The sequence below is a fragment of the Streptomyces sp. RLA131 genome (assembly GCF_056270125.1).
On sequence record NZ_JBWDOQ010000002.1, the window covers coordinates 2,578,367 to 2,605,168 of the forward strand.

Consider the following 26,802-nt stretch of genomic DNA (forward strand, 5'->3'; position numbering starts at 1 on the left):
CGCCCCGGGGTGGATCGGAAGGTCAGCGCGCCAGCGGCACACCGACCCGGCGGTCGGCGATGCTGCGGCCGGCCTCGACGGCATAGCCGCCGGGGACCGTGGTCCAGTCCGAGGCCGCCTCGTCCCACACCTGGAAGGCGCGCTCGGGAAGGACGACCTCCACCTCGGCGGTCTCGCCGGGGGCGGCCTGGACCGACCCGAAGCCGGCGAGCCGGCGGGCCGGGCGCTCGATCCCGGCGGCGGCCCCGGTGGGCGCGAGGTAGATCTGGACGACCTCACGGCCGGGGCGTGAGCCGGTGTTGCGGACCCGGACCCGGACCGTGGTGCCGGTCAGCTCGATCGACTCGTAGGCCCAGTCGGTGTAGCCGAGCCCGTGGCCGAAGGCGTACGCGGGGGCGGTCCCGGCCTTCTCCCAGGCGGGGTGGCCGATGAACACGCCTTCTTCGTAAGACAGTTCGCCGTCCGTCGGGACGACCTGGGCGACCGGGACGTCCTCGAACCGCACCGGCCAGGTGGTGGGCAGGCGGCCGCCCGGCTCCTCCGCGCCCAGCAGCACGTCGGCCAGAGCGGCACCGGCCTCCTGGCCGGGGAACCAGCCGAGCAGCACCGCGGCCACGTCGTCGCGCCACGGAAGCTCCACCGGGGAACCGGAGTTGACGATCACCACGGTCCGCGGGTTCACCGCGGCGACCGCGGCGACCAGCTCGTCCTGGCGGCCCGGCAGCCGCAGGTCCTTGCGGTCGAAGCCCTCGGACTCGACCCGCTCGGTGGTGGCTACGACCACGATCGCGGTGTCGGCGGCCCGCGCGGCCCCGACGGCCTCGGCGATCAGCTCGTCCGCGTCCCGTTCCGGCTCGCCGTGCACGAGGGAGAAGCCGACGGCCTTGATCGGCATGTCCGTCGTCTTGAAGACGACGTGGTGGAGCGAGACCTCGACCGGCCGGCCGGCCTCCAGGGTGATCCGGCCCCGGTCGACGGGGGCGCCGAAGAACGCCTCGAAGGGGTCGGACTCGGAGCTCAGGGCCTGCTCGCCGTCGAAGACGACCGTGCCGTCGACGACCAGCCTGAAGCCGCCCAGGCCCTTGGTGCCGAAGTGGTGGTCACCGGACTCACGCGGGGTGAAGGTGCCGCCGACCTCGACGCTGTGCAGCGCCTCGTAGCCGACGCCCTCGGGGAGGTCGTTGCCCATCCACTGGACCTGGCCGCTGGGCAGGGAGGACTCGCCCAGCACCCGGCCCTCGGCGTCACGGCAGACCGCGCGCAGCTCGAAACCCTTGTCGGCGATGGCCAGTTCCTCGCTGGGATCGGCGCCGACGGCGTACGTCAGCGCGCCTTCGGGCAGCGCGGCGGTCAGGCCGTCCAGCGGCGAGACGATGTGGTCGGGGAAGACCTGCGCGGAGCCGCCGCCGAGCACCCGGGCGTCCCGGGCGGCGGCCCCGATGAGGGCGACCGTGCCGGGTGCGGCCGGGTCCAGCGGCAGGGCCGCGCCCTCGTTGCGCACCAGGACGAAGGAGCGGCGGGCGATCTCGCGGGCCAGCGCGTCCCCGTCGATGCCGGACGGGCGGTCGGCCTCGGCGACGGCGGGCGGGGCGGTGCCGAGGATGCCGACCCGGGCGGCGAGCCGCAGGACGTTGCGCACGGCCCCGTCGACGACCGCCTCCTCCACCCGGCCCTCGCGGACGGCGGTGGCCAGCGCCTTGCCGTAGACGCTGTCGGGGCCGGGCATGGCGACGTCGAGGCCGCCGGTGATGGCGCCGACGGTGTCGCGCGCGGCCATCCAGTCGGAGACGATGCAGCCGTCGAAGCCCCACTCGCCGCGCAGCACCTCGTTCTGCAGGTAGCGGTGCTCGCTCATGGTGATGCCGTTGACTGAGTTGTAGGCCGCCATGATGCCCCAGGGATGGGCGTTCTTGACGATGGCCTCGAAGGGGGCGAGATACAGCTCGCGCAGCGCGCGGGCCCCGACGAGGTTGTTGACCGTGAAGCGGTCGGTCTCGGCGTCGTTGGCCACGAAGTGCTTGACGGTGGTGCCGACACCGCCCTCCTGGACACCGGCGACATAGCCGGTGCCGATCTCGCCGGTCAGGTACGGGTCCTCGGAGTAGGCCTCGAAGTGCCGTCCGCCCAGCGGCGAGCGGTGCAGGTTGACCGTCGGGGCGAGCAGCACATGGACGCCCTTGCGGCGGGCCTCCTGGGCCAGCAGGTTGCCGGCCCGGCGGGCCAGTTCCGGGTCCCAGGTGGCGGCGAGCGCGGTGGGGCTGGGCAGCGCGACGGAGGGGTCGTCGGCCGTCCAGCGCACACCGCGCACGCCGATCGGACCGTCCGACATCACCAGGGAACCGAGCCCGATCTCCGGCAGCGCGGGCAGGGACCACATGTCCTGCCCCGCCAGCAGCCGGGCCTTGGCGTCGAGGTCGAGTCTGCCGAGGGCCTGCTCCACCGCGAGAGCGCGAGCGTGGTCGGTCATGGGTTCAACTCCCTTGTGAGGATGGACGGTCGGCGATTCATCGGGTGTTACGGATCCGGGTCACGGACAGGGCGCCGAACAGGGTCACGACGGCCGCGAAGGCGAAGAACAGGGTGTAGTTCTCGCCGCCGCCGACCGCCAGCAGCAGGGTGGCGAGCAGCGGGGCCAGGGTCTGCGGCAGGGCGTTGGCGATGTTCATGACGCCGAGGTCCTTGGCGGGGTTCTGCCGGCTCGGCAGTACCTCGGTGACCAGCGCCATGTCGACGGCGTAGAACATGCCGCCGCCGATGCCGACCAGCACCTGCGAGAGCATCACCATGCCGAAACCGCCGGCGAAGGCCAGCACGACCAGGCCGGAGACGATCACCAGGCTGCTGCCGATGACGAAGGGCTTGCGGGCGCCGACCTTGTCGGACATCCAGCCGCTGGTGGCGGCCATCACCGCGTTGAAGGCGTAGCTGACCATCACCAGCAGGGCGACCTTGCCCGCGACCTCGGCCGCCGGGACGCCGAAGTCCGACATCAGGTAGTAGGCGAGGTAGGAGGTGGGGGCGACCATGCCGAACATGACCATGAACTTGGACAGCCAGGCCCAGCCGAAGTCCGGGTTGCGGACCGGGTTGGTCCAGAAGCTGCCCGCGAACTCCTTGACGGAGAACCGGCCGGGCTTCACGGTGAGCCGCTTGTCCGGCAGGGTCACCGCGAACCAGGTGACCAGCAGGATCGCCATCAGGGCCGGCACCAGGAACTGGATCCTGACGTCGGAGAAGAGCGCGGCGAGCTGCGCGCTGGCCACGATGGCCAGGGTGAGCGCCACACCGAGGGCGCCGGAGACCTGGCCGAGCCGGTGGGCCGGCACCTGGTCGGGGACGGTCGCCTGGAGCGCGGAGAGCGAGGAGTTGTATGCGGTCTGGGCGATGGCCCAGCCCAGGGCGATGACCGGGATCGACGGGACGAAGGCGATCAGCGCCAGCCCGAGGAAGCCGAGGAGGACTCCGCCGACGAGCCAGGGGCGGCGCCGGCCGAAGCGGGAGGCCGTGCGGTCGGACAGCCGGCCGACCAGCGGGTTGGCGATGAGCGCGAAGAACGCGCCGACCGTGAGTACCAGGCTGAGGCTTGACGTCCTGCTGTCCGGGGCCACCTGCGCCACACACAGGGCCAGGGTCACCAGCACCGGGGTCAGAAGGGCGCCGAAGAGACCGAACTCGGCGAGGGCGATCCTGGCGGTGAATCCGCGGGGGACGGACTGCGTCGTGCCGGCTGACGTTCTGCCGGCGTCGTCGGCGGTGGTGGCGTCGGGGACGATTGCCTGATCCACGGCCCGCCTCCTCTTCGAGGTGAAGGAACAAAGCGACTGAACGGGGACCGAGCGGAGAAACATCCCCGTTACGTGCCGCACATCCTGAACCCATTTACCTGATGATCGGTAGGGGTTGTTATCGCTTCGTAACATAAGAGCGTTCACAGGGTGAAGCCGCAGGCTAGGCTCGTCCGATGTGACAGCACACGACAGCAACCGCGGACGAGGACGGACCACGCGCAACGAGGACCGCAGAGCGGAAATCATCCAGGCCGCCCTGGAGGTCATCGCCGAACGCGGTTACCGGGGCGCCTCGCTGGCCGCCGTCGCCGAGCGGGTCGGCCTGACCCAGCAGGGGCTGCTGCACTACTTCCCCACCAAGGAAGCCCTGCTCATCGCGGTTCTCGAAGTGCGCGACCAGTGGGACATGGCCTCGGCCGCGCTGGCCGGCAGCGCCTGGCCGATGGAGATGATGGCCAGCCTGGTGGAGTACAACGCCACCCGCCCCGGCATCGTCCAGGTCTTCACCGTCCTGGCCGGCGACAGCGTCACCGAGGACCACCCGGCCCGCGCGTACTTCAAGGACCGCTACCACCGGGTGCGGCAGCACGCGGTCGAGTCGCTGCGCAGCGAGTACGGCGACGAACTCCGCGGCGGACTCACCCCCGAGCAGGCCGCGCCGCTGCTCATCGCCATCATGGACGGCCTCCAGGTCCAGTGGCTGCACGACCCCGAGGCCGTGGACATCCCGACGGCCTTCCGTGACTTCGTCAGACTGCTGACGGTGCCGGAAGGACCGCAGGGACCGACCGCAACGCCGTAAGGACCGCGCTCCAGGGAGCACGGTCCTTACGGGGTGACGCCTCGGCGCCCGGCGACGGGGCCAGGCTCAGAGCTTGACGATCATCTTGCCGGTGTTCTCGCCGCGCAGGAGGCCGAGGAACGCCTCCACGTTGTTCTCGATGCCCTCCACCACGGTCTCGCGGTAGTGCAGCTTGCCCTCGCGCACCCAGGTCCCGACCTCCTGCACGAACTGCGGCTGCAGGTCGTAGTGGTCGCCGACCAGGACACCCTCGACCCGGAGCCGGTTCTGGAGGATCTTGACCATGTTGCGCGGGCCCGGCGTGGGCTCGGTGGCGTTGTACTGGGCGATCATGCCGCAGATCACGGCCCGGCCGCCCAGGTTGAGCGCGCCGAGCGCCGCTTCGAGGTGCTCGCCGCCGACGTTGTCGAAGTAGACGTCGATGCCGTCCGGGGCCGCCTGCGCGAGCTGCTCGGCGACGGGGCCGTTCTTGTAGTTGAAGGCCGCGTCGAAGCCGTACTCCTCCACCAGGAGCTTGACCTTCTCGTCCGAGCCCGCGCTGCCGATCACCCGCGAGGCACCCTTGAGCTTGGCGATCTGGCCGACCTGGCCGCCCACCGCGCCGGCCGCGCCCGAGACGAAGACCGCGTCGCCCTCCTTGAAGGCACCGACGCGCAGCAGACCCGCGTACGCCGTGAGTCCCGTCATGCCGAGCACGCCGAGGTAGGTGCTGAGCGGCGCCACGGCGGGGTCGACCTTGACCGCGGCCTTCGCGTCGGCCAGGGCGTACTCGCGCCAGCCGCCGAAGTGCAGCACATGGTCGCCGACGGCGATGCCCTCGGCGCCGGAGGCGACGACCTCACCGACCGCGCCGCCCTGCATCGGCTGGTCGAGCCGGTACGGCTCCACATACGACTTCGCGTCGTTCATCCGGCCGCGCATGTACGGATCCACCGACACGTACGCGTTGCGCACCAGGACCTGGCCCGGGCCGGGCTCGCCGACCTCGGCCTCGCGCAGCGCGAAGTCCTCGTTCTTCGGCCACCCGTGGGGGCGGGCGACCAGGTGCCATTCGCGGCTCTTCGGCATGGACGGGAACCTTTCGAGAGAAGGAAAGCTTGAGGTTCTTAACTAACCATGGACCTTGATGTTTCATGATGTCAAATAAATCGTTACCCTCGTGGCATGTCCGACCCACTGACGCGCGAAGTCGTCGACCTCATCGCCACCGTGGTGGCCCGCTACCACGAGGAGTACGAGGAGGCCGCCGCGCAGCACCGGCTCACCGGCGCCCAGGCACGCGTACTGGCACTGCTTGCCCGTGAGCCCACGCCCATGCGAGGCATAGCCCGGCAGCTGAAGTGCGAGCCCTCCAACGTCACCGGCATCATCGACCGGCTGACCGCCCGGGGCCTGGCGGAACGCCGCCCCGACCCGGCCGACCGGCGGGTCAAGCTGGCCGCCGCGACCGACGAGGGCCGCCGGACCGCCGAGCGGCTGCGCGGATCACTGGACTTCGCACGCGAACCCCTGGCCGCGCTCAGCGAGCAGGAACGGACGTCCCTGCGGGACCTGCTCCGCCGGATGACCGGCTGACCGTGGCCGACCGTTCCGCCCTCGGCCGCCGGGCCCCACGCGCAGCCCGGTGAAGGGGGTGAGGCATGTCCCCTGGGCGTCCACCCCTTGACCCTCGTGTCTCAGCGGTCGGGTGGTGTCTGTGCTTCTACCGGCAGCTGACGACAAGGCGGCGGGACCGGGCGCAGCGCACTCGGTCCCACCGCCGATCCGGCCGCCGTCAGCGACGGCCGGCCGTGTCCTTCGCGGGTGCCCGCACTGTCAGCGAGACCGGCACGGTGTCGCTGACAAGGAACCCGTCGGTGCCGAGCCCGAGGGTCGCGGTCACCGTCCCTGGCTGGGCCGGCCTCACATCACACGCGTTCAACCGCACTCGTACGGTGGTGTGACGACCCGGCTGGATGGTCAGCGTCGTCCTGCTCTCGGCCACCCAGGCAACGTCGATCGGCTCGGCCTGACTGTATCCGGACAGCACCGAACCGGCCGTCAACGCGAATGCGTCGTCGCTCTTGCCGCCGATCGCGTAGAAGCCGCGCGCCCCGACGACGCCGATCGCGCTGTTGCGCGCCATGTCGGCGCTGGGCAGCGGTGTCCACCAGTTCATCGCCGGATCGTAGGCGTAGGCCTGGTCGGTCAACACCGAGGAGTTGTCCGTGAGACCGCCGGAGAGGAGCAGCCGTCCGTCGGCCACGCCGTACGCGGACTGATGCATGTCGATCGGGAGGTCGGCGACCCGCTTCCATGTGTCGCGAGCCGGGTCGTAGACGTAGGCCTCCTTGACCGACCGGCCCACCGGGCCGCCGTCGCGGCTGGTGAGACCACCAGCGCAGTAGAGCTTGCCGGAGATCGCGCCACACGAAGCGCCGTTGATCTCCCTGGGGTAGGGGTGGACGGTACGCCAGGTCTTCTTCTTCGCGTCGTAGGCGCTGACGGTGGAGTGGAAACTGTCGTCCGTGGACATCCCGCCGACGGCGTACAGCTTGCCGTCGAGCACCGCGGTACCGGCGCCTGCCAGCGCGTCGGGGTTGTCGGTTGTGGTGCTCCAGGTGTCGGTGGCGGGATCGTAGACCTGCGTCCTGGTCTCGATACCTATCGCCGAGTAGTCCGCCGCCACCCAGTAGCCGCCGCTGACATAGAACTTCCCGTCGATGAAGCCGCCGGACGCGGCCGCCACCGCGAACGGTGCATCGGCCTTCTGTCGCCAGGTGTTCGCGGCCGGATCGTAGGCGTAGAAAGCAGCCAGCGGTACGAAGGAGTCGACGCCCGAACCGAGTCCCGCGTACACCGTGCCGTGAGAGCTGCCGCCGACCATGAACGCGCCCGGGGCAGGCATGTCAGCGGTCGATGTCCATGCCGGACCGGAGGCGGCCGAGCCGGTGGACTCGTTGATCTTGACCTTGAGGGGCACGTCGCCGGTGTTGGTGAGCGTGAGGTCGCGGGTGGCCGAGCCTCCCCTCGGCACGGATGCGCTGATCGGCCCGCTGGTCTCAAGCCGGCCCGCGTGCAGTGTCAGGTCGACCGCGGTCGCCTTGTCGGCGGCCAGCTTCACCTTCTTGGTGGCCGAGTGGTACGGGTACTTCGCCGCGGTCACCGTCCGTTGGCCCGTCAGCGAGGAGAAGAACCAGTAGAAGCCGTCCGCCCGGCCGGGGATGCCGGCCATGGGCGCGCTGGTCACGTTCTGGTCCGGCAGGTCCGTGAGGGAGACTGCCGCGCCGTCCACCGGCTTCGAGGTGTTGCCGTCGGTGATGCTGCCGACGACGAGGCCACCGGGCTGCGGGGTCACCCACGCGCCGCCCAGCCGGACGTTGTCGACATACCAGCCTCCGCCAGGACCGGCGTCCGCTGTGTCGATCTGGCGCCGGAACCTGACCCGCCCGGAGACCGTCTTCCCGCTCGCGGGCAGAGCGACGGTCACGGACCCGGACGCCGCCGAGTCGTCCGACCACTCGGTCGTCCAGGTCCTGCCGCCGTCCGTGCTGTAGTCGACGCTCGACAGGCCGAAGTAGTAGTTCGTGTCGAAGGACACGAACGGCGTCCTGGAGGCAGCCACCGTGAACTCCGGGGAGACCAGCGACGAGTCGAGCGGCTTTCCACCCGTGTTGCCCATGACGTACGCGAATCCGCCGCTACCCGGGGTCAGGTTGGCCGACGTGTTGTCAGCGGTCCAGGAGTCTCCCACGGTGGTGTCGACCGTCCAGCCGGCCGGCATCGTGGCTGCGTCGAAGGGCTCGGTCCCGCCTTCGGATTGCTGGGTGTAGCCGGACGCCGAACCGAGCGCCGCCACCGGTGAAGCGGTGAGGCCGATGTCACGGACCACGCTGGTGGTCTTCGTCGTGACGCTGGTGTCGCGCTCCTGGTAACCGGGGTAACCGGAGGTGGCATGCAGCGTGTAGTGGCCGTTCACCGGCAGCCGGACCGAGTACTTGCCGGTGACCGGGTCGCTGTGGACCGGGCCGCCCGGAATGCCGTTGTCGACGACGATTCCTGCGGGCAGCGGCCAACTGTGGCCCGACGCGTCGGCGACAGTACCGCTGACCGTCACCAGAGGTACCGCGGCCAACTCGGCATCGGCCGTCGTGGTCGTGTCGGCGCTGACCTTGACATCGTGCGTGGTGTTGTCCGCGTAGGCGAAGGCACTCACGTCGACGTCGTACGTGCCGGCGGCCAGCCGTATCCGGTAGGTGCCGTCGGGGCCTGTGGTCGTGGTCGTCGTCGACGCGCCGGTGACGCCGACCTTGGCGCCGGAGACGGGCTTGCCGGTCGACGCCTCGGTGATGGTGCCGCTCAGTGTGCCGGCCGGTCCGCTGGAGAACGCAGCGGTCCCGTTCGGTGTGCCGAGTCCGGTGGGGCCGTCGTAACCCGCTTTCGCCGTGCACAGGTACGAGGGGTCGCACGTGCCGTTGGAACCCGAGGTCACGTCGTTGAGGCTGCCGGTGTGGGCGTAGGGATAACTGTTGGGATACGTGTCACCGAGCATCGCTCCGCCGAGCGCATAGGTCGCGGCGATGATCGGCGCCGAAGCGCTGGTGCCGCCGTACTGTCCCCAGCCGGTGCCGTAGGTGGAGCCGTACGTGTCGTACACCGCGACACCGGTGACGGGATCGGCGACCGCCGACACGTCGGCGACGGTGCGCTGGGCGCAGCCGGTGTCCTTCTGGAACGAGGGCTTCGGTTGGGCCAGCGAACAGCCGGACCCGGGACCGCCGCCGAGGCTGTTCCACACCGATTCGCTCCAGCCGCGCGCCGTGTCCGCATCGCGTACCAGTGACGTGCCACCGACGGGCGGTGACGTGGGGCGAGGCCGCGGGGAAGCTGACGCCGTAGTTCGAGTCGCCGCTGCTGGCGACGACCGCGACACCGGGATGGTCGTAGTACCGCTGCGCGTTCTGCAGGTCCGTCGGCCACTCACCGCTTTCGGGCGCGGCCGAGTACGCGGATCCGTAGCTGTTCGACACATAGCTCGCACCCAGCGCGACTGCTTCGTTCACTCCGGCACCAAGCTGGTTCATGGTGGCGCTGTCGGCCTCGACCAGGATGATGTCCGCGTTGGGAGCGACGGCCGACACCATGTCGAGATCGAGCGAGATCTCAGCCGCCCAGCCTTCCTGGGCCGGGGGGTAGTCGCCCTGGAGACCACGCTGATTGACCTTGATGAACTGACCGGGCCTCAGCGGCGGCAGGCCGAACTGCTCCCGGTACACCGCAAGGTCCGCGGCGGCGTTCGGATTGTCGTAGGCGTCGACGATGGCGATCGTCGCACCAGCGCCTCCGTCCTTCGGCAGGTTGTAGGCGCTGAGCAGGTCGGCGGGCGACTTGCCACGGGGCGTGGCAGCGGCCCGGACGCCCTTGCCACCCTCGACGCCGTTGACCCGCAGCGCGAAGCACCGCGCCTCGGACTTCGACTTGGGGGTATCGCACGTCGCGCTCACACGGTCGGTGTTCCCGGTCGGCTTCGTGGCGGGCCGGCCCTTGTGTGCCTGCGCGGACGCCAGTTGGGAGGACAGCGTGGCGCCCGGGCCTGAGGTCGCCGCGGAGCTCGGCGTGCCGCTCCGCTGCGCCGCAGCCGTCGGCGTGCCGGCGACGGCGGAGGTCTGCGCCCCGGTGAACGCGGCAAGGCAGGCGGCTATGAGGAACGAAACCGGAGCGCGCAAGCGCTCGCGTCTCATCATGGACAGGCAACCCTTCGTTCGGGGTGGGAGAAGTCAGAGCGGTACGTAGCCGGAAGGCTCCTCGCGGTCGGTGTCTTCTCCGCCCGTGCCCTCGGCCTCGTCGTGTTCGTCGCCGGGCCGCTCGTGCCCGCACGAGCTCCGTTCGTCTGCACCGCTCATGGACACCCTCCGCCGCTGCGCCACAGGTGGACGCAGTTCGCCCGACGAGTATGGGTCGCGTGAACAGGCGGTTTCGATTGGGCAGATGGGTTAAAGAATGGTCGGCCCGGGACGGACATGACCGGGCGTCTCAGTCGATTCCCGCCTGCGTGACGCACACCGCCAGCGCCGTCCGGGACCCCACCCCGTACTTGCGCATGGCCGACTTCAACTGCACCCCGACGGTGCTCGGGGACCTCGACAGCTCAACTGCGATCTGCCGGTTCGTCATTCCTCGCAGCACCAGTCGCACGACCTCCGACTCCCGTGGCGACAGCCGGCTCCCGTATCCGCGCCGGCCGCCGACCCCGCGCGCGGCGCGCGTGCAGCGCTCGACCCCCTCCCGTGCCCGCGCCTCCTCGTGAGGCCTCGGCAACTGCGCCCACGCCAGCGCCGCGAGATCCCAGGCGCGGGCCGCCGCCTCGAACTCCCCCCGCCCTTCGGCGCTCACCGCCCGGCACTCCTCCAGCGCCGACTGCGCCGCGGGGGCGCAGCGCCCGCGCAGCCCCTCCTCAAAGGCGGCGACGAGGCGCTCCGCCTCGGTCTGCCGGTCGGCCGCCGTCAGCGCTGCCACCCGCACTGGCGCGATCTCCGTCGCCCATATCCATATGTTCTTGTCCATGAGCAGCCGCACGGGATCACTGGTCAGCGCGAGCGCCTCCTCGGCGTCACCCGCGGCGAGCCGCAGGCGTGCGTGCGCCGCGGCGGACTCCAGCCACAGGGCGATGATGCCGCGACGCTTGCTCTCCTCCCGAAGCGTCCGCAGCAGTTCATCGAACTGCTCGTCGCCGCCCGCTGTCGCCAGTCTCAACTGGGCCCCCACCAGCAGCGCCTCCAGCCGGCACACGGGCATGTCGGCGGCGTCCGCACACTCCTCGGCCCTCTCGGCCAGCCCGTGCCCCGTGCCGGTGAGGTAGTCGAGACGCAGCAGCGTCACCGTCGCCATGTTCCGGATCACCTGGTAGCCGTGCCGTTCCGCGATGCCGACGGCCCTGTTCAGGCGGACCCGGGCCTCCGCGTACCGGCCCCAACGCATCGCCGCGTCGCCGATGTTCAGCTCGGTACGAGCGCGTTCGACCGCGAGTTGCGGCGTCGACTCGTCCTCACCGAGTTCCCCGGCGAGGGTCCAGCCCGACTCCTCCCCGAGTTCGAGCAGCGCGGTCACACGGTTGACCAGCAGGATCATCCGTTCGTGCGGGACGAGTTCGGAACCCGCGGCGAATCGCCGGGCACGCTCCAGCCAGCGCAGGTGGGTGGAGGCCGGCCACGTCCCGGCCCACGGCAGTCCGAGCACGGTCATCGCCCAGGCGTCGGCGAACGTACCCTCGCCGAGGTCGGGTATGGCCAGCTCCAATTCGGCTGCGGCAGCCGCGTAGTCACCGAGGCTGAACAGGACACGACCGAGCTGGCCGCGCACATCGGCACGGTCACGCGCACTGAGCCGGTCCGTCTCCAGGACGGCACGTAGAGCGACGATGACGTCCGCACGCCGGGCGTATCCGGTGAACGCCAGGAAGGGCATCTTCCGCACCAGCGGAGCGACCGCATCCGCGGAGAGCCGGGGTTCCGTGATCAGTTCGTGCAGAAGGGTGACGGCTGTGAGGTGGTCGCCGGAGACGAGGGCTACGTCTGCCGCCTGTTCGGTGTACTCGCACCACCGGGCTGTCTCGCCGCTCTCCCGGAAGTGATGGGCGAGTCTGCCGATCGGTCGGGGCCGCACGGTCTCCAGGAATGCGGCGGCGCGCCGATGGGCGGCGCGCCTTTCGGAGGGTGCCGCCCGGTCGGACACCGCTCGCGCGGCGAGAGCGTGCCGGAAGGCGATCCGGCCCGGGCCCGAGCTGTCCTCGACGAGCAGGCCGCTGCGCACCGCGTCGGAGACTGCGGCTTCGGCCACCGGGTCGATCACGGAACTCTCGGACCCGGTCAGTCCGCTGACCTCCCCAAGCGTTCGCTCGTCCGACGGATCGCCCAGGACGGCGGCTGCCAGCAGTACCCGCTGGGCGTCGGCCCCGAGCCGGGCCACCCGTTCGGTGACGGCGTCCCGGATCGTCGGAGGCACGGCGATCTCGTCGAGGGTACGCCGCACCCACTCGCCGTCCCGCTGGACGAGGTCTGCCCGGTCCCACATCAGGCGGACGCACTCCTCCAGTACGAGCGGCACTCCCGCGGTCCGTTCGTGCAGGAATGCGGCGAACTCGGTGGAGACATGCTCGTCGTCCAGCATCGAGGACACCAGCCCCGCGGTGTCTGCCACCGCGAGTCCCCCGAGGCTGATGCGCGTAGGGCTGCCCCCCGTGCCTGTCGGAACCCGGGAGGAGAGGCGGAGCAACAGGGAGTCGGCGCTCACCTCTTCAGGGCGGTACGTCAGCACCAGGCTGAGCACCAGTGGCTGCCGCGAGGCGAGGAACAGAAGCAGCTCCAGCGTCGCCTCGTCCGCCCAGTGCACGTCCTCGACCACCAGGATCTCGATGCCGAGGCGGTCGAGGAGTTCGGCGAAGGCCCGGATCAGGCGGTGCCGGGCGGCACCTGCGTCGGCCAGTGGTTGTGGGGCGGGCGGCAGGTCGTGGGTCCATTCGGGGAACAGCGGTCGCAGCGTGCCGGCCAGTGCCGAGAGCCCGAGACCGGCTACCCCGGTTCCACTCGACGCGGCCTGCCGGGCAGCGTCGACGATCGGCCCCAGGGTCAGTGCCTCACGGAACGGCGGGCAGACCGCCACCAGCGAACGCGATCCTTTGAGGGCGAGCGCCGACAGGGCCTCTCGCACCAATCGGCTCTTACCGAGTCCGGCTTCGCCCTCCACCATTATCAGCGTGGGCAGTTGTTCCAGCGCGTCCGTCAGGCGGCGCAGTTCGGCGTCCCGTCCGACAAGACGGGGACTGTCCACACCCGTGCTCCGCTGCACTCGACCGCCTTCCGCGTCGCCCCGTCCTTCCCCGAAGCCTCCTCCGACACCTCATCGTGCGGGAAAGGGCTGCTCGTCGACGGGTCGCCTGCGTAGACGCCAGGAGATCCAGGGGCCGGAGGGGCCCTGGCCACGACGACCGCCGGGGCACTGCCTGCAGCGCCCGCAGAAGAGGCAGATACTTCACCCGTCAACTAGATGATCGTCGGCCTGAAGTACACCCCGGAACGCCACGACCCGTCAAGGAGCCATGGTCTGAACAATCGAGATCCGAGGCGGATGCCCTGGAAGGAGCGCGGCGACCGGAACGCTTGACTGGTCAATTAAATTGATGTTGGATCCTTCGTGGCGCCGACATTCGCCCGACCACGCCTCACCTGCGACTTCCATGCAAGGGGCGGCGGGATCGGCTCCTGCCCCGCACACCGCCGACGCGCGATTCCGGCTGCGGCCGAGGGGGCCGGGGCGTCTTCACGCTTATGTTCCATCTCTTCCTTGGAGCTCAACATGACCGAACAACCGACGCGCGGGTTCGTCGTGACGGACCGTGATGCCCGCTGTCCGTTCGATCCTTCCGAGCGACTCGCGGAGATGGCCCGGCGCGAGGAACCCACCCGGGTCACAGTGTTCGAGCGGGAGCACGGCGAGGTCGAGGTCCTGACGTTCCACCGTTACGCCGACGTACGGGCTCTGTACAACGACCCCCGCCTCGACCACAGCTTCATCCCCGTGCCGGATGGGGCCATGGCCTCGCAACCGGGCTTCTTCCCGCGCTTCCACGGCACGGAGCACGCCCGGCTGCGCCGTATGGTCGCGGGCTCCTTCACTCCCAAGCGCGTCGCGCAGCTGCGGCCCAGGATCGAGAGCGTCATCTCCGAGCTCCTGGACGAGGTGGAGGAAGCCGGGCCGGGTGTCGATCTGTTCAAGGCCTACGCCCTTCCTCTGCCCTCCATCGTGATCGGCGAGATTCTGGGCATCCCCAGTGCCGAGCACCGGGACTTCGACCGGCTGTGCGCGGGGATCGTCAACCTCTCGCTGCCGCCCGAGGAGGCGTTCAAGAACTTCATGCGGCTGAACGACTACGTCGGCGGCCTGGTGGCCCAGAACCACAAGAGCCCGACCGACGGCCTGATCGGCGCGCTGGTGGAACAGCGCCACGGCGAGGTCAGCGACGACGAGATCGTCGGCATGGTCGGCGCACTGGTCCTCGCGGGCCACGAGACGTCCGCGTCGACGATCGCACTGAGCGCTCTGGCACTGATGCAGCAGCCCGAGCAGCTCGCGGTCCTGCTCGACGACGCCAACTCCGTGGCTGACGCCGCGGAGGAGCTGCTCCGCTACATGAGCGTCGCGGGTGGCTTCCCGCGCATGGCGACCGAGGACGTCACCATCGGCGGATACACCGTGAAGGCCGGCGAGTGGGTCGTCGCCTCGCCGCTGAACGCGAACCGCGACCCGGAGGTCGTCTCAGGAGACCCGAACACCCTCGATCTGACCCGCGAGCCGATCCAGGTCATGACCTTCGGGTCCGGGATTCACCAGTGCCCGGGACAGCACCTGGCCCGCACGGAACTGCAGATGGCCCTGATCCCCCTCTTCCGCCGGTTCCCCGGCCTGCGCCTCGCGGTGCCGGCCGAGGAGCTGTCCTTCCACCGCTTCGGACCGAACGTCTACGCCCTGGATGCCCTGCCTGTCGCCTGGTGAACTCTCCGCGCGGCGGGCCCCGGGCAGATGCGGCGCGCCCGCCGCGCGTCACCCCCAGGCATTTCTCGACTCAAGTATTTCGGAGAACAGTTCATGATTGTCACGGTTGAGGAAGACAAGTGCGTTGCCGCCGGCCAGTGTGTCGTGGCGGCACCTGAGGTCTTCGACCAGCGGGACGACGACGGTGTCGTGATCCTGCTTCAGGAGAATCCTCCGGTTGCGGAGTTCGACCGGGTGCGCACGGCCGCGACGATCTGCCCCGCCGCCGCGATCCGGCTGGCAGAGTCGCTGCCCTCATGACGGCTGACGTTCTGGTGGTCGGTGCTTCGGTCGGCGGACTCACGACTGTGGAGGCGCTGCGCGCGAGGGGCTTCCGCGGCACTGTCCAGGTCGTGGGGGCGGAGACACACCTGCCCTACGACCGGCCTCCGCTCTCCAAGAAGGTCCTCTCCGGCGCCTGGGACGAGGAACGGATACGCCTTCGCGGTCAGCGGGAACTGGACGCGCTGGACGCCGAATTCCTGCTGGGCCGTCGAGCGGTGCGCCTCGATGTGGAAGCCCACACGGTCGCGCTCGACGACGGCCGAAGCCTCGGCTACCGCCGACTCGTGCTGGCTACGGGGCTGATGCCGCGCACGCTGCCCGGTGCGGACTCCCTGCGCGGAGTGAGGGTGCTGCGCACCCTGGAGGACTGCTTCGCGCTCCGCGCGGAACTGCTCACCGCCCGCAACGTCGTGGTCGTCGGTGCGGGTGTCCTGGGATGCGAGATCGCGGCGACGGCACGGCAGATGGGTCTGCACGTCTCGTTGATCGATCCGTCACCGGTTCCGATGCTCCGTCAGACGGGTGCGGATGTCGGCCGGTTGCTGTCCGGGCTCCACGCCGGACAGGGCGTCCGGATGATCATGGGAAGCGGCACCACCGGTCTGACCGACGACAACGGGCGGGTCACCGCGGTGGCCCTCGACGGAGGCGGGACCATTCCCGCGGACGTGGTCGTGGTGACCATCGGCTCCACCCCCGCGACCGAGTGGCTCATCGGCAGCGGACTGACCCTGAGCAACGGCATCGTCTGCGACGAACGCGGCCGTGCGGGGGCCGGCGTCCACGCGGTCGGAGACGTGGCCCGCTGGTCCAACGGCAGCACCGGCGACGGCATCCGTCTGGAGAACCGGACCAACGCCGTGCAGCAGGCCGGATTCGTGGCAGCCGACATCACCGGCACCCAGGACAGCTATCAGCCGGTTCCGTACTTCTGGACGGACCAGTACGACATCAGGATGCAGGTGTTCGGTTCGCTCCCCGCGGACGCCGATTTCCGGCTGATCGAGGGCACCGCCGAGTCTCGCAAGTTCGTCATGCTCGCCGAGAAGGACGGACAACCGGTGGGCGTGATCGGCTGGAACAGCGCCAAGGCGGTCATGGCCGCCAAGAACGCGTACCTGAGCTGAAAACGCAGGGGCACCGGGTCGGTGGTGACCTGGCGGCGGGCCCGGACGGTGCCGCTGTCCACGCAGGGCATGCCCGTGGCAAAGATCACCGGCTCCTCGTGGCTGAACCGCATCGAGGCCCGGTTCACCGCCCTGCGCTGCTTCACCCTCGACGGCACCGACCGCGCCGGCCACAAAGAGCGGGGCAGCATGATCCGCCGCTGCGTCATCTGGTGGAACAGGCACACGGCCGATATTCGCTTGCGCACCGTCGTCACGCGGGTCAACGTCGCCTGACACCTGACGAAGGCGGAGAAGATGACCACGCAGACCCACCACGTCGACCACGAACTCATCCAGGCCGCGGCCCACGTCGCGCGCACTCGCTGCCGGGGCGACAACCACACCATGGCGGCCGCGGCCCGTGCCCGGGACGGCCGGATCGTCACCGCCGTGAACGCCTACCACTTCACCGGCGGCCCCTGCGCCGAGCTGGTTCTCCTCGGTACGGCAGCCTCCCAGGGCGCCTACGAGCTGGACACGATCGTCGCCGTGGGCGACCGCGACCGGGGGGTCGTTCCCCCGTGCGGACGGTGTCGCCAGGTGCTTGTCGACTACTTCCCGGCCCTGAAGGTCATCGTCGGGGCAGGCGACCGCCTCCGGACCGTCTCCATCACCGGCCTGCTTCCCGAAAGCTACATCTGGGCCGACCACCAGCTCGACACTGAGCAGACCGAACCACTCGGCACGAGCTGACACCGCCGGACATAACAAGGCGAACGTTGCCTGATGCGGCGCTAGCTGCACCACCACAGGAACTGGGTGCAGCTCTCGGTCGGGTCCGGGGCGGCCGTGGACGCGGTCGGGGCGGCCGACGTGGGGTCGGAGGCCGCGCTGGAACCCGAGCCACCCGATCCCGCGGTGGCGGCCGGGCTGGTGGCGGGGTCGGCGCTGACGCCGCCCGAGACGGTGACCGTGGCCGAGGGGGAGGCCGGGGCGGAGGCCTCCGCGGAGGCCTTGGACTTCTTCTTACCGCCGCGGGCGAACGCCGAGGCCGACGCGTCGGCGACCGGGTCGGCCGACGTCCCGTGCCCGGCGGAGCCGGACGCGTCCGGCGAGGCGCCGTCGTCGCCGCCCGCGGCCGAGGCGCCGGAGTCGTTCGCCGCGGAATCGGTGTCGGCACCGCTGACATAACTGGCGATGGGCAGCTCCGCGACACTCACCCCGACCAGGACGATGCCCGCGCCGACGAGCGTGCCGACGATCAGCCGGGACCGGCTGCGGCCCTTGGCGCGGCGCGAGCCACGCGACGAACGGCCGCCGCCCCGCGACTGCTCGCCGCCCCGCTGCTGCTCGGCGCGGCGCCGGGCCGCCCGGCCCTCGGTCGCGTCGGCGGCCACGGCGGTGGTGCCGGCCGTAGGCAGGTCGCCGGCCGCCGCGCCGCCGAGTTCCTCGGCGGGCGTGCCGCAGCCCGGGCATGACAGGGCGCCGTTGATGTGCCGCTGGCAGGCGGAGCAGTAGTCGTCCATCGTCCGGGCAGACTATGGGACCGCCCGGCGGGGGATGACTGAGAGTTGCTCACGATCCGGTGAGGATGTCGTGTGGCCGCGACCAAAAGGGTCCTAGCCCCCGTCAGCCCGCAAATGGCACATCCGGCATGCCCTGTCCCGCGTCGGGCAGTACCAGCACCGAACCGGCGAGCGGTGCCCCGGCCAGGGCCGGGGCACCGAGTCCGATCGTCGCGGTCGTGATGTAGAGGTCGGTGAGCCGCGGCCCGCCGAAGGCGCACGCGGTCGGCCGGGCGGCCGGCACCGGTACGACCCGGTCGAGCCTGCCGTCGGGCGTGTAGCGGCGGACCGCCGAGCCGTCCCACAGGGCGACCCAGACGCAGCCCTCGGCGTCCACCGTGAGGCCGTCGGGGAAGCCGGCGCCGTCCTCGACAGTGGCGAAGGTGCGGCGCCGGCGTATGTCGCCGGTCGCGGGGTCCGCGTCGAAGACGTCGATACGCCGGGTGGGGCTGTCCACGTAGTACATCAGCGTGCCGTCGGGGCTCCAGTCGGTGCCGTTGCTGACGGCGACGTCGTCCAGCACCGGGACCACGGCGCCGTCCGGGGAGATCCGGCTGAGGCTGCCGCCGCCGGGGGCCTCGTCGTAACGCATGGTGCCGGCCCACAGGGTGCCGGTGGCGTCCACGGCCGCGTCGTTGGCCCGCCGCCCCGGGACCGGCTCGCGGTGCAGCCAGCGGAAGGCGCCGTCGGCGTCGTAGAGCCCGATGCCGTCGCGGAGGTTGGCCACGACGCCGCCGCCGGCCCGGGGCCTGGCGGCGCCGACGTGCTGTTCGGTGGCGAGCACGGACTCCCCGCCGGTGGCGGGGTCGTACCAGTGGATCCGCGCGCCGAGGATGTCCACCCAGATCAGCCGGGCGCTGACGGGGTCCCAGCCGGGACCCTCACCGAGCAGGGCATGGGCGCGGAAGGCCAGGTCGACCCGGGTCACAGCGCACGCCCCCGGTGTCCGAGCCGCTCGGAGAGCTCGGCGGCGCCCTTGGCCGCCAGCTCCTCCAGCTCGGTCTGCCGTTCCTGACTCCAGCGGATCATCGGTACGGAGATGCTGAGCGCGGCCACGACCTGGCCGCCCGAGTCCCTCACCGGCGCGGCGACACAGGTCACGTCGGGGTTGGACTCGCGCTGTTCGACCGCGATGCCGCGCTCGCGGATGCCGGCGAGCTGGCGGCGCAGCTCGTGCGGCGAGGTGATGCTGTGCGGGGTCATCGCGGCCAGCGGCCGGTCCTCGGGGAGCCGGGCGTCGAGGGCGTCGGGCCGCAGTGAGGCGAGCAGCATCTTGCCGACCGAGGTGCAGTGGGCGGGCAGCCGGCGTCCGGCGGCGGAGACCATGCGCACCGCGTGGGTGCTGTCGACCTTGGCGATGTAGATGACGTCGGTGCCTTCGAGGATCGCGACGTGCACGGTCTCGTCGCAGGTCTCGGCGACCGAGCGGGCCACCTGCTGCCCCTCGGCGGCGAGGTCGAGGTGCTCGGCGTAGCGGCTGCCGAGCTGGTACGGGCGCACTCCGAGCCGGTAGCGGCCGGGCTGTCCGGGCAGCGGCACGAGATAGTTGCGGGCGGCGAGCGTGGTGACGAGTTCGTGCACGGTGGTGCGCGGCAGATCGAGCTTGCGGGTGATCTCGGGCGCGGACAGGGTGCCGTCGCCTTCGAGAAAGAGCTCCAGGATGTCCAGGGCTCGGGTCACGGCGGGTACCAGGCGTCCCATCTCTGCTCTCTCCGACTACGTGTTCGAGTGATCCGGATGCTTGAAATGTTCGAGATCCCGGAAGTTGATCGGTATCGCGAACAAAGCGTAACCGCCGTCGGCTCCGCTCAGCAATGGTTCGGACACTCACACGCCACGCCGAAGATCTGCCTGTCCGTTACATAATAAGACCCTTTTGTTAGCTTCTGTACGCCGCTCAAGTAATCACCCCATTCTGTCAAATTCCAGAACTTTCCCATCACTACGCCTACGGGGGTGTCGTGACGATCACGCCGAGCAGCACCCGGCCGACCACCGACCACCAGCCCACGATCGTGCCGGCCCCCGCGTCGGCGGCCTCAAGCGCCGCCTGGACGGGGGCCGGTTCCGCGCCCTCGTACGACTACCAGCGGTTCAGCGAACTCGCGGGCCCACTGACCGAGTGTGAGCCCGGCGAGAACGGGACCTACCGCGTCCAGTACCGCAGCCTGCTCGCCGAGGGCCCGCACAAGGTCCGTACCGCGCTGCTGCTCTCGGCCGCCCCTCTGGTCTCCGTCGTCCTGCTGCTCTGGCTGATGCAGCCGCAACACTGGGTGCACCGCAGCTACGTGGCGCCCTGGGCGAACGTCGCCGACACGGTGATGCTGGTGTCCATCGGGCTCATCGAGCTCTTCCGGGTGGTCACCGTCGTCTCCAACGCGCACGCCACCCTGGTCGCGTGCGACCCGGTGCCGGTCATCCCCGAAGGCGGCACCCGGGTGGCCTTCCTGACCAGCTACGTCCCCCGCTCCGAGCCGCTGGAGATGGTCGCCCGCACCCTGGGGGGCGCGGTGGGCGTGCGGCACGACGGCCCGCTGGACATCTGGCTGCTCGACGAGGGCGACGACCCCGACGCCCGGCGGCTGTGCGAGGGCCTGGGAGTACGGCACTTCAGCCGCAAGGGCGTCGAGAAGTGGAACCAGCCCACCGGCGGGTTCCGGGCCCGGACCAAGCACGGCAACTACAACGCCTGGCTCGACGCCCACGGCGACGACTACGACTTCATGGCCTGCGTCGACACCGACCACGTCCCGCTCCCCAACTTCCTTGAACGCATGCTCGGTTACTTCCGCGACCCCGACATCGCCTTCGTCGTCGGCCCCCAGGTCTACGGCAACTACGACACCCCCGTCACCAAGGCCGCGGAGAGCCAGCAGTTCCTTTTCCACGCCCTCATCCAGCGGGCCGGGAACGCCTACGGCTCGCCCATGTTCGTCGGCACCAACAACGCCGTGCGGGTCAGCGTCCTCAAGCAGATCGGCGGCCTGTACGACTCCATCACCGAGGACATGGCCACCGGCCTGGAGATCCACGGCACCCGCAACCTCGCGACCGGCCGCAAATGGCGCTCGGTCTACACCCCGGACGTCCTGGCCGTCGGCGAGGGCCCCTCGTCCTGGACCGACTTCTTCACCCAGCAGCTGCGCTGGAGCCGCGGCACCTACGAGACCGTGCTCAAGCAGTTCTGGAAGGCCCCGTTCACCCTTTCCCCGGGCCCGCTGCTCAACTACTCGTTGCTGGTCACGTACTACCCGATGTCCGCCGTCAACTGGATGCTCGGAGCCCTGTCCTGCACCCTCTTCCTGGTCCTGGGGGCCTCGGGGGTGCACATCGAGTCGTCGGTCTGGCTGATGCTCTACAGCGACGCCGCCGCGCTCCAGATCGGCCTCTACCTGTGGAACCGGCGGCACAACGTCAGCCCGCACGAGCCAGAGGGCTCCTCCGGGGCGGCCGGCATGGTGATGTCGGCACTGTCGGCCCCGCTCTACACCCGCTCGTTCGCCGAGGCCGTGCTGCGCCGCCGCTCCGGCTTCGTGGTCACCCCGAAGGGCGACTCGGCCAGCCCGGACCGGCTCGCCACATTCAGGATCCACCTCTTCTGGGCCGCGGTCTTCGGCGGCTCCTTCGTCGCTTCCTTCTTCCTGGGCCACACCCATGTGGCGATGCGCAGCTGGGCGGCGCTGGCCCTGGCCATCGCCCTCGCCCCCGTCGTGGCATGGCAGGCCGGCGAGGTGCGCGAGCGGATCCGCGCCCGCCGCCGGGGGAAGCCGGCCTCCCCGTCCCATCCGCTCGACCAGCACCGCCCCGCGCAACGCCGTTAGAGGTCCGCAGAGGTCCGTAAAGGAAGCCCCCCGTGAGGTACCGCCCCAGTCCGCAGCTCCGCAAGACGGCGCTCGGCGCCACCGCACTCGTCGCCCTGGCCGGGCTGAACGCCCCGGCGGCGGTCGGATTCGCCGAGCGCGCCTACCACCACTACAAGATCAACCAGCCGGGTTACATGGCGGCCTACGGCCACTGGGACCTGGTCGACGTGCCCCGTCAGTTCCGGATCAACGCCATCCACGCCGCCCTGCTGCACACCGGCAAGGTGCTGCTGATCGCGGGCTCCGGCAACGACCAGCGCAACTTCAACGCGGGGAAGTTCCAGAGCGTCCTGTGGAACCCGGCCGACAACACCTTCAAGGAGATCGACACCCCCAAGGACATGTTCTGCTCCGGCCACGCCCAACTCCCCGACGGCAAGCTGCTGGTGGCCGGCGGAACCGCCCGCTACGAGAAGCTCACCGGCGACGTCACCCGGGCCGGCGGCGCCATGCTGATCAAGAACGAGGACCCCGACCGGCCCCACTTCTTCCCCAAGGGCACCGTCTTCCGGGGCGCGTCGGGCCTGAAGTACCGGTCGCTGTTCGACCTGCTGGTGCCGCGCGCCGCCAAGACGGTCACCACGACGGAGTTCAGGGTCAAGGTGAAGGTCAAGGTGAAGGTCAAGGTCAAGGTCAAGGCGAAGGCCGGGAAGGCCGCGGGCAGAAGGAAGACCAGGCACAGGGCCAGGCACCACCACGCCAGGACGCGGACCGTGACCCGGACGGTGACCCGCACCGTCGTCCGGTACCGGACCGACGTCAAGGTCACCGCCAGCCAGGCCCGGGTCTACGTCGAGTCGACCGTCCGGGGCGAGAAGGGCATCAGCAACACCGCCGACCAGTACGAGATCACCGGCCTCACCGGCAAGGACAAGGACAACCTGTACGGGCTGGCCACCAAACTCGGCCTGGACAAGAAGGACTTCCAGGGACTGCGCGAGGCCTATGAGTTCGATCCGGTCGCCGAGCGCTACATCCAGGTCGACGCCATGGCGGAGGCCCGCTGGTACCCGACGCTCGTCACGCTCAAGGACGGCCGGGTGCTCGCCGTCTCCGGCCTCGACGACATGGGCGAGATCATCCCCGGCAAGAACGAGATCTTCGACCCCCGGACCCGCACCTGGTCCAAGGGCCCCGACCGCTACTTCCCCACCTACCCGGCCCTGTTCCTCACCCAGGGCGGCGACCTGTTCTACTCCGGCGCCAACGCCGGCTACGGCCCCGCCGACCAGGGGCGTGTCCCCGGCATCTGGAACCTGGCGAAGAACACCTTCACCGCGGTCCCGGGCCTGACCAGGGCCGACCAGACCGAGACCGCCGCCTCCGTCCTGCTGCCCCCCGCCCAGCGCCAGCGCTTCATGCTGCTCGGCGGCGGCGGCGTCGGCGAGTCCCACCGGGCCACCCCCCGTACCGCCCTGGTCGACCTCAAGGCCGACAAGCCGCGCTACCGACCCGGCCCCGACCTCCCCGAGGGCACCCGCTACCTCAACGCCGTCCTCACCCCCGACGACAACGTCTTCACCACCGGCGGATCCGCCGACTACCGGGGCAAGCGCGCCAGCGACATCCTCAAGGCCCAGTTCTACGACCCCACCACCAACGCCTTCACGCCCGCCGCCGCCCCCACCGTCGGCCGCGACTACCACTCCGAGGCCCTGCTCCTGCCCGACGGGCGCATCGCCGTCTTCGGCTCCAACCCGCTGTTCGCCGACAAGGACGACACCCAGCCCGGCGTCTTCGAGCAGCGCATCGAGGTCTTCACGCCCCCGTATCTCTACGGCGACCAGTCCCACCGCCCGCGGCTCGCCGGCCGCCCCCTCGACCTGGCCCGCGGCGAGTCCGCCACCCTCGACGTCTCCGACCCGGCCCGTCCGGCCAGGATCCGCCTCATGCGGCCCAGCGCGGTCACCCACGCCACGGACGTCGAGCAGCGCTCCATCGAACTGACGCCGCACCGCAGGGCCGGCGCGGTGTCCGTGACCATCCCCGACGACCCCACCCTCGTGCCCAGCGGCTGGTACATGCTCTTCGTCACCGACGCGCACGGCACTCCGTCCAGGGCCCAGTGGGTCCACGTGCGCTGAGCCGGGCCCCCGTTACGGTGCGGCACGGCGCGGCTGCGGCGAAGCCCCGGTCCGGTGGACCGGGGCTTCGCCGTACCGCGGTACGGCGCGGGTGCGGTGCCCGGTTCGCTACTGACCGAGGCCCGCCAGGACCGCCTGCGTGGCGGTGCGGGCGAGGTCCAGGGCGTACGAGGACCACCAGTGGCCGGCGGCCGGGGCGCCTCGGCAGGCGCCGTCGGACTCGCCGGGGCGCTTGACCCAGAGGTAGGCGTCGACCAGGGGGCTGCCGGTGGCGGTGGTGGGGACCTGGCCGAGCGCCCGGTGGGGCGGGTTGCACCAGGTCTCGGAGTCGCCCTGGGCCTGCCATGGGCCGTTGCCGTTGCGGCTGGTGTCGATGATGTAGTGGACACCTCCCAGGCTCGCGGAGAGCTTGTCCCCGTAGGCCTTGCTGACCCGCGTGGTCTGGAAGTTGGAGACATTGAGCGCGAAGCCGTCCGCGTCCCAGACCCCGGCCTGCCAGAGGGCCTCGACCAGCCCCTTCTGGTCGGGGATCCATCCGGCGTTGCCGGCGTCGAGGTAGACCTTCGTACGCGGCAGCGCCTTGAGCGTCCTGATCGCCTCCCCGATGAGTTCGAGCCGGTTGCCTTCGAGCTCGGCGCCGGCGCAGCCGACGACGAGCTGGGCGACGGCGTCCGGTTCGAGCACGATCAGCGCCCTGCGGTCCTGGATGCCCGCGGCGAGCTGCCGGATCCACTGCCGGTAGGCGTACGAGCTGGGGGCACCGCCCGCCGAGTAGTAGCCGCAGTCGCGGTGCGGGATGTCGTACGCGGCGATGACCGGGACGCGGTCCTCGTAGGCGGCGGCGACGGTGATCCGGCGTACCTCGTCCTCGGGGTCCTGGTCCCCCACCCAGGTCGCCGACGGCTGGTCGGCGATCCGGCGCAGCAGCGCGGCGTCCTGCTCCCTGCCCCGCGACTCCCACGCCTCGGCCTGGCGGGCGGCCCGGGAGTCGGGATTGACCCAGAACGGCGAGGACCCGGCGGCCGTGGCCGCCGCGTCGGGTCCGCTGTCCGCGGCGGCCGGCGCCGTCGCAGGGCCGGACGTGAGCAGCACGACCGCTCCCGCCAGTCCGGTGATCGTTCCTTTCAGGGTTCGTTTGATACGCATGTGATTTACCGTCACACAGCCCGCAACTGACGGCACGTCAACAGCGGCTGTTCGGGTGAGGAGGCCCGGCGACCGGTGCCGGACCCAGGTGCCGGGCCAGGTGCCGGGCCCGGCGTCAGAGGCCGTTGGTGAAGGCGGACAGCCGGGCCGTGCCGTATCCGCCGTCGATGGGGACGTTGCGGGTGGCGTTGCCCGACAGCCAGGCGGACAGGGTGGCGAAGTCGGTGTCGCCGTGGGTGTCCTTGTAGAGCGCCGCGATTCCGGCCACGTGCGACGCGGCCTCCGCGGTGCCGTCCATGGTGCGGAAGGTGCCGTTGAGGTACGCCGAGGTGATGTCGGTGCCAGGCGCGTGGATGTCCACGCAGGGGCCCCAGTCGCTGAACCAGGCCCGGTGGTCGGTGTCGTCGATGGCGGCGACGGTGAACGCCCGCGGCGAACTGGCCGGGGAGACGAAGCAGGCGTTGACGTCGCCGTTGCCCGCCGCGACCACCGGGAAGACCCCGGCCCTGCTCAGTCCCTCGACCGCCCGGTTGCTCACCGGCGACCAGCGGCCGGACACCGAGATGTCGGCGACGGCCGGCTTCACCGCGTGCCCGGCCACCCAGTCGATGCCGGCCACGACCGCCGAGTTCGTGGTCCGGGCCGTACAGGGGAACACCCGGACGGAGACCAGCCGGGTCCTGCGGGCGACCCCGGTGTAGCCGCCGCCGACCACCCCCGCCACATGGGTGCCGTGCCCGTTGCAGTCGGCGCCGCGGTGGCCGTCGCGGATCGCGTCGTAGCCCGGGACGGCCCGCCCGCCGAAGTCCGGGTGCCCGTACTCGATGCCGGTGTCGACGATGTACGAGCTCACCTTCGCCCCGGTCGCCTTCACCGCGAAGCCGGTGCCGTCCAGGGCGCGGTGGTTGATCCGGGTCAGCCCCCACGGCACGAAGCCCCCCATCCGCGGGCCCTGCGGAGCGGGGGCGGCGGACGGCGAGGCGGCGGACGGCGAAGCCGGAGCGGGGGCGGCGGACAGCGGAGCACCGGACGGCGAGGCGGCCGACGGCGAAGCCGGAGCGGCGGACGCGGGGGCGGCGGACGGCGGAGCAGCGGACGGCGGGGCCGGGGCCGGGGCAGCCGACGGCGAGGCGGCGGACGGCGGGGCCGGGGCGGCGGACGGCGGGACGTGGGCGACGGACGGCGGGGCCGACGCCGGGGCCGGGGTGCTCGGGGTGCCCGCGTCGGGTGGGTCGCGGGGGTCCAGGTCGTCGTCCGAGGGAGCGCCCTCGTTCTCCGGGAGGGTGATCACCGTGTCCTGCTCCACCTCGTCGACGCCGGGTGTGGCGCGCAGCCGCGCAAGCTGGGCGGCGGTGAACTTCGCGGCGAAGCCGGTCAGCGCGCTGCCGTACACGTACAGCGGCTTGACGCCGATCCGGCGGGCGACGGCCGAGGGGGCCGTGCCGGCGGCGAGGGTGACGATGTACTGCCCGGGGACCGCTCCCGGGATCTCCTGGGGCGCCGGTGCCACCGCGTGGGCGGCACCGGGCAGCGCGGCGACCAGGGCGGCCGCGGCGGCCGCCCAGCGCGAGAACGTACGGGACTTGTGCATCGT

Annotated in this window: 20 protein-coding genes and 1 pseudogene; 9 read left to right on the forward strand and 12 right to left on the reverse strand. The window is 71.0% G+C overall.

Annotated features, from left to right (window positions below; translation table 11 throughout):
* Positions 1–22 precede the first annotated feature (22 nt).
* Together RWE79_RS12725 and RWE79_RS12730 are read right to left on the reverse strand one after the other, a co-directional pair.
* On the reverse strand, positions 23–2,467 hold the full coding sequence (locus tag RWE79_RS12725) for a glycoside hydrolase family 3 protein (RefSeq protein ID WP_475940175.1): 2,445 nt from the start codon (positions 2,465–2,467) through the stop codon (positions 23–25).
* Between the two features lie 37 nt (positions 2,468–2,504).
* Positions 2,505–3,785, reverse strand: coding sequence for an MFS transporter (locus RWE79_RS12730; RefSeq protein ID WP_475940176.1), 1,281 nt, complete (start codon positions 3,783–3,785; stop codon positions 2,505–2,507).
* Between the two features lie 178 nt (positions 3,786–3,963).
* On the opposite strand from RWE79_RS12730, the gene RWE79_RS12735 reads away from it, so the two are divergent.
* Positions 3,964–4,590 carry a TetR/AcrR family transcriptional regulator gene (locus RWE79_RS12735; RefSeq protein WP_475940177.1) on the forward strand — a complete coding sequence of 209 codons (627 nt, stop codon included), beginning with the start codon at positions 3,964–3,966 and terminating at the stop codon, positions 4,588–4,590.
* A 66-nt stretch (positions 4,591–4,656) separates the two neighbouring features.
* Here the strand turns inward: RWE79_RS12735 and RWE79_RS12740 are convergent, their stop codons facing one another.
* Positions 4,657–5,658, reverse strand: coding sequence for an NADP-dependent oxidoreductase (locus tag RWE79_RS12740; protein WP_475940178.1), 1,002 nt, complete (start codon positions 5,656–5,658; stop codon positions 4,657–4,659).
* A 96-nt stretch (positions 5,659–5,754) separates the two neighbouring features.
* On the opposite strand from RWE79_RS12740, the gene RWE79_RS12745 reads away from it, so the two are divergent.
* Positions 5,755–6,165: a MarR family winged helix-turn-helix transcriptional regulator gene (locus tag RWE79_RS12745; RefSeq protein ID WP_475940179.1), complete on the forward strand. Its 411-nt coding sequence runs from the start codon at positions 5,755–5,757 to the stop codon at positions 6,163–6,165.
* A 199-nt stretch (positions 6,166–6,364) separates the two neighbouring features.
* Here the strand turns inward: RWE79_RS12745 and RWE79_RS12750 are convergent, their stop codons facing one another.
* The 4 genes from RWE79_RS12750 to RWE79_RS12765 form a co-directional block, all read right to left on the reverse strand.
* Entirely contained in the window at positions 6,365–9,121 is a 2,757-nt protein-coding gene (locus RWE79_RS12750) for a carboxypeptidase regulatory-like domain-containing protein (RefSeq protein ID WP_475945776.1), read from the reverse strand.
* On the reverse strand, positions 9,111–10,313 hold the full coding sequence (locus RWE79_RS12755) for a hypothetical protein (RefSeq protein WP_475940180.1): 1,203 nt from the start codon (positions 10,311–10,313) through the stop codon (positions 9,111–9,113). The genes RWE79_RS12750 and RWE79_RS12755 overlap by 11 nt, the downstream gene beginning before the upstream one ends.
* Positions 10,314–10,346: 33 nt before the next feature.
* Positions 10,347–10,472, reverse strand: coding sequence for a hypothetical protein (locus RWE79_RS12760; RefSeq protein ID WP_475940181.1), 126 nt, complete (start codon positions 10,470–10,472; stop codon positions 10,347–10,349).
* Between the two features lie 130 nt (positions 10,473–10,602).
* Positions 10,603–13,395: a helix-turn-helix transcriptional regulator gene (locus RWE79_RS12765; protein WP_475940182.1), complete on the reverse strand. Its 2,793-nt coding sequence runs from the start codon at positions 13,393–13,395 to the stop codon at positions 10,603–10,605.
* A 525-nt stretch (positions 13,396–13,920) separates the two neighbouring features.
* On the opposite strand from RWE79_RS12765, the gene RWE79_RS12770 reads away from it, so the two are divergent.
* The 5 genes and pseudogenes from RWE79_RS12770 (at position 13,921) to RWE79_RS12790 (ending at position 17,303) form a co-directional block, all read left to right on the forward strand.
* Positions 13,921–15,117 carry a cytochrome P450 gene (locus RWE79_RS12770; RefSeq protein WP_475940183.1) on the forward strand — a complete coding sequence of 399 codons (1,197 nt, stop codon included), beginning with the start codon at positions 13,921–13,923 and terminating at the stop codon, positions 15,115–15,117.
* A 93-nt stretch (positions 15,118–15,210) separates the two neighbouring features.
* Complete coding sequence (locus RWE79_RS12775) at positions 15,211–15,417, forward strand: ferredoxin (protein WP_475940184.1); 207 nt, start codon at positions 15,211–15,213, stop codon at positions 15,415–15,417.
* Positions 15,414–16,568 carry an NAD(P)/FAD-dependent oxidoreductase gene (locus tag RWE79_RS12780; protein ID WP_475940185.1) on the forward strand — a complete coding sequence of 385 codons (1,155 nt, stop codon included), beginning with the start codon at positions 15,414–15,416 and terminating at the stop codon, positions 16,566–16,568. The genes RWE79_RS12775 and RWE79_RS12780 overlap by 4 nt, the downstream gene beginning before the upstream one ends.
* Before the next feature lie 21 nt (positions 16,569–16,589).
* A pseudogene (locus RWE79_RS12785) lies at positions 16,590–16,844 on the forward strand (hypothetical protein); the annotation flags it as partial.
* Positions 16,845–16,865: 21 nt separating this feature from the next.
* Positions 16,866–17,303: a cytidine/deoxycytidylate deaminase family protein gene (locus RWE79_RS12790; RefSeq protein ID WP_475940186.1), complete on the forward strand. Its 438-nt coding sequence runs from the start codon at positions 16,866–16,868 to the stop codon at positions 17,301–17,303.
* A 41-nt stretch (positions 17,304–17,344) separates the two neighbouring features.
* On the opposite strand, the gene RWE79_RS12795 is transcribed toward RWE79_RS12790, so the two are convergent.
* From RWE79_RS12795 to RWE79_RS12805, 3 genes are all read right to left on the reverse strand, one after another.
* Complete coding sequence (locus RWE79_RS12795) at positions 17,345–18,076, reverse strand: SCO2400 family protein (RefSeq protein WP_475940187.1); 732 nt, start codon at positions 18,074–18,076, stop codon at positions 17,345–17,347.
* A 103-nt stretch (positions 18,077–18,179) separates the two neighbouring features.
* A complete protein-coding gene (locus tag RWE79_RS12800) occupies positions 18,180–19,043 on the reverse strand; it encodes an SMP-30/gluconolactonase/LRE family protein (RefSeq protein ID WP_475940188.1) in 864 nt (287 codons plus the stop codon).
* Positions 19,040–19,816 (reverse strand): IclR family transcriptional regulator, encoded by a 777-nt coding sequence (locus RWE79_RS12805; protein WP_475940189.1) that lies wholly within the window; start codon positions 19,814–19,816, stop codon positions 19,040–19,042. The genes RWE79_RS12800 and RWE79_RS12805 overlap by 4 nt, the downstream gene beginning before the upstream one ends.
* Before the next feature lie 260 nt (positions 19,817–20,076).
* Here RWE79_RS12805 and RWE79_RS12810 point away from each other — a divergent pair, with 260 nt between their 5' ends.
* Positions 20,077–21,936 carry a glycosyltransferase family 2 protein gene (locus tag RWE79_RS12810; protein WP_475940190.1) on the forward strand — a complete coding sequence of 620 codons (1,860 nt, stop codon included), beginning with the start codon at positions 20,077–20,079 and terminating at the stop codon, positions 21,934–21,936.
* 32 nt (positions 21,937–21,968) lie between these two features.
* Positions 21,969–24,062 carry a galactose oxidase-like domain-containing protein gene (locus RWE79_RS12815; protein WP_475940191.1) on the forward strand — a complete coding sequence of 698 codons (2,094 nt, stop codon included), beginning with the start codon at positions 21,969–21,971 and terminating at the stop codon, positions 24,060–24,062.
* A 108-nt stretch (positions 24,063–24,170) separates the two neighbouring features.
* Here the strand turns inward: RWE79_RS12815 and RWE79_RS12820 are convergent, their stop codons facing one another.
* Together RWE79_RS12820 and RWE79_RS12825 are read right to left on the reverse strand one after the other, a co-directional pair.
* The gene (locus tag RWE79_RS12820; RefSeq protein WP_475940192.1) at positions 24,171–25,208 is read right to left on the reverse strand and encodes a glycoside hydrolase family 6 protein; all 1,038 of its coding nucleotides are present in this window, start codon (positions 25,206–25,208) and stop codon (positions 24,171–24,173) included.
* Between the two features lie 115 nt (positions 25,209–25,323).
* The gene (locus RWE79_RS12825; RefSeq protein WP_475945778.1) at positions 25,324–26,799 is read right to left on the reverse strand and encodes a S8 family peptidase; all 1,476 of its coding nucleotides are present in this window, start codon (positions 26,797–26,799) and stop codon (positions 25,324–25,326) included.
* Positions 26,800–26,802 lie beyond the last annotated feature (3 nt).

Excerpts from the sequence above, each read along its gene's own strand:
- RWE79_RS12725 (WP_475940175.1), bottom strand. The coding sequence starts at position 2,467 with ATGACCGACCACGCTCGCGCTCTCGCGGTGGAGCAGGCCCTCGGCAGA.
- RWE79_RS12740 (WP_475940178.1), bottom strand. The coding sequence starts at position 5,658 with ATGCCGAAGAGCCGCGAATGGCACCTGGTCGCCCGCCCCCACGGGTGG.
- RWE79_RS12745 (WP_475940179.1), top strand. The coding sequence starts at position 5,755 with ATGTCCGACCCACTGACGCGCGAAGTCGTCGACCTCATCGCCACCGTG.
- RWE79_RS12750 (WP_475945776.1), bottom strand. The coding sequence starts at position 9,121 with ATGCTCGGTGACACGTATCCCAACAGTTATCCCTACGCCCACACCGGC.
- RWE79_RS12755 (WP_475940180.1), bottom strand. The coding sequence starts at position 10,313 with ATGATGAGACGCGAGCGCTTGCGCGCTCCGGTTTCGTTCCTCATAGCC.
- RWE79_RS12760 (WP_475940181.1), bottom strand. The coding sequence starts at position 10,472 with ATGAGCGGTGCAGACGAACGGAGCTCGTGCGGGCACGAGCGGCCCGGC.
- RWE79_RS12770 (WP_475940183.1), top strand. The coding sequence starts at position 13,921 with ATGACCGAACAACCGACGCGCGGGTTCGTCGTGACGGACCGTGATGCC.
- RWE79_RS12775 (WP_475940184.1), top strand. The coding sequence starts at position 15,211 with ATGATTGTCACGGTTGAGGAAGACAAGTGCGTTGCCGCCGGCCAGTGT.
- RWE79_RS12780 (WP_475940185.1), top strand. The coding sequence starts at position 15,414 with ATGACGGCTGACGTTCTGGTGGTCGGTGCTTCGGTCGGCGGACTCACG.
- RWE79_RS12790 (WP_475940186.1), top strand. The coding sequence starts at position 16,866 with ATGACCACGCAGACCCACCACGTCGACCACGAACTCATCCAGGCCGCG.
- RWE79_RS12795 (WP_475940187.1), bottom strand. The coding sequence starts at position 18,076 with ATGGACGACTACTGCTCCGCCTGCCAGCGGCACATCAACGGCGCCCTG.
- RWE79_RS12805 (WP_475940189.1), bottom strand. The coding sequence starts at position 19,816 with ATGGGACGCCTGGTACCCGCCGTGACCCGAGCCCTGGACATCCTGGAG.
- RWE79_RS12820 (WP_475940192.1), bottom strand. The coding sequence starts at position 25,208 with ATGCGTATCAAACGAACCCTGAAAGGAACGATCACCGGACTGGCGGGA.
- RWE79_RS12825 (WP_475945778.1), bottom strand. The coding sequence starts at position 26,799 with ATGCACAAGTCCCGTACGTTCTCGCGCTGGGCGGCCGCCGCGGCCGCC.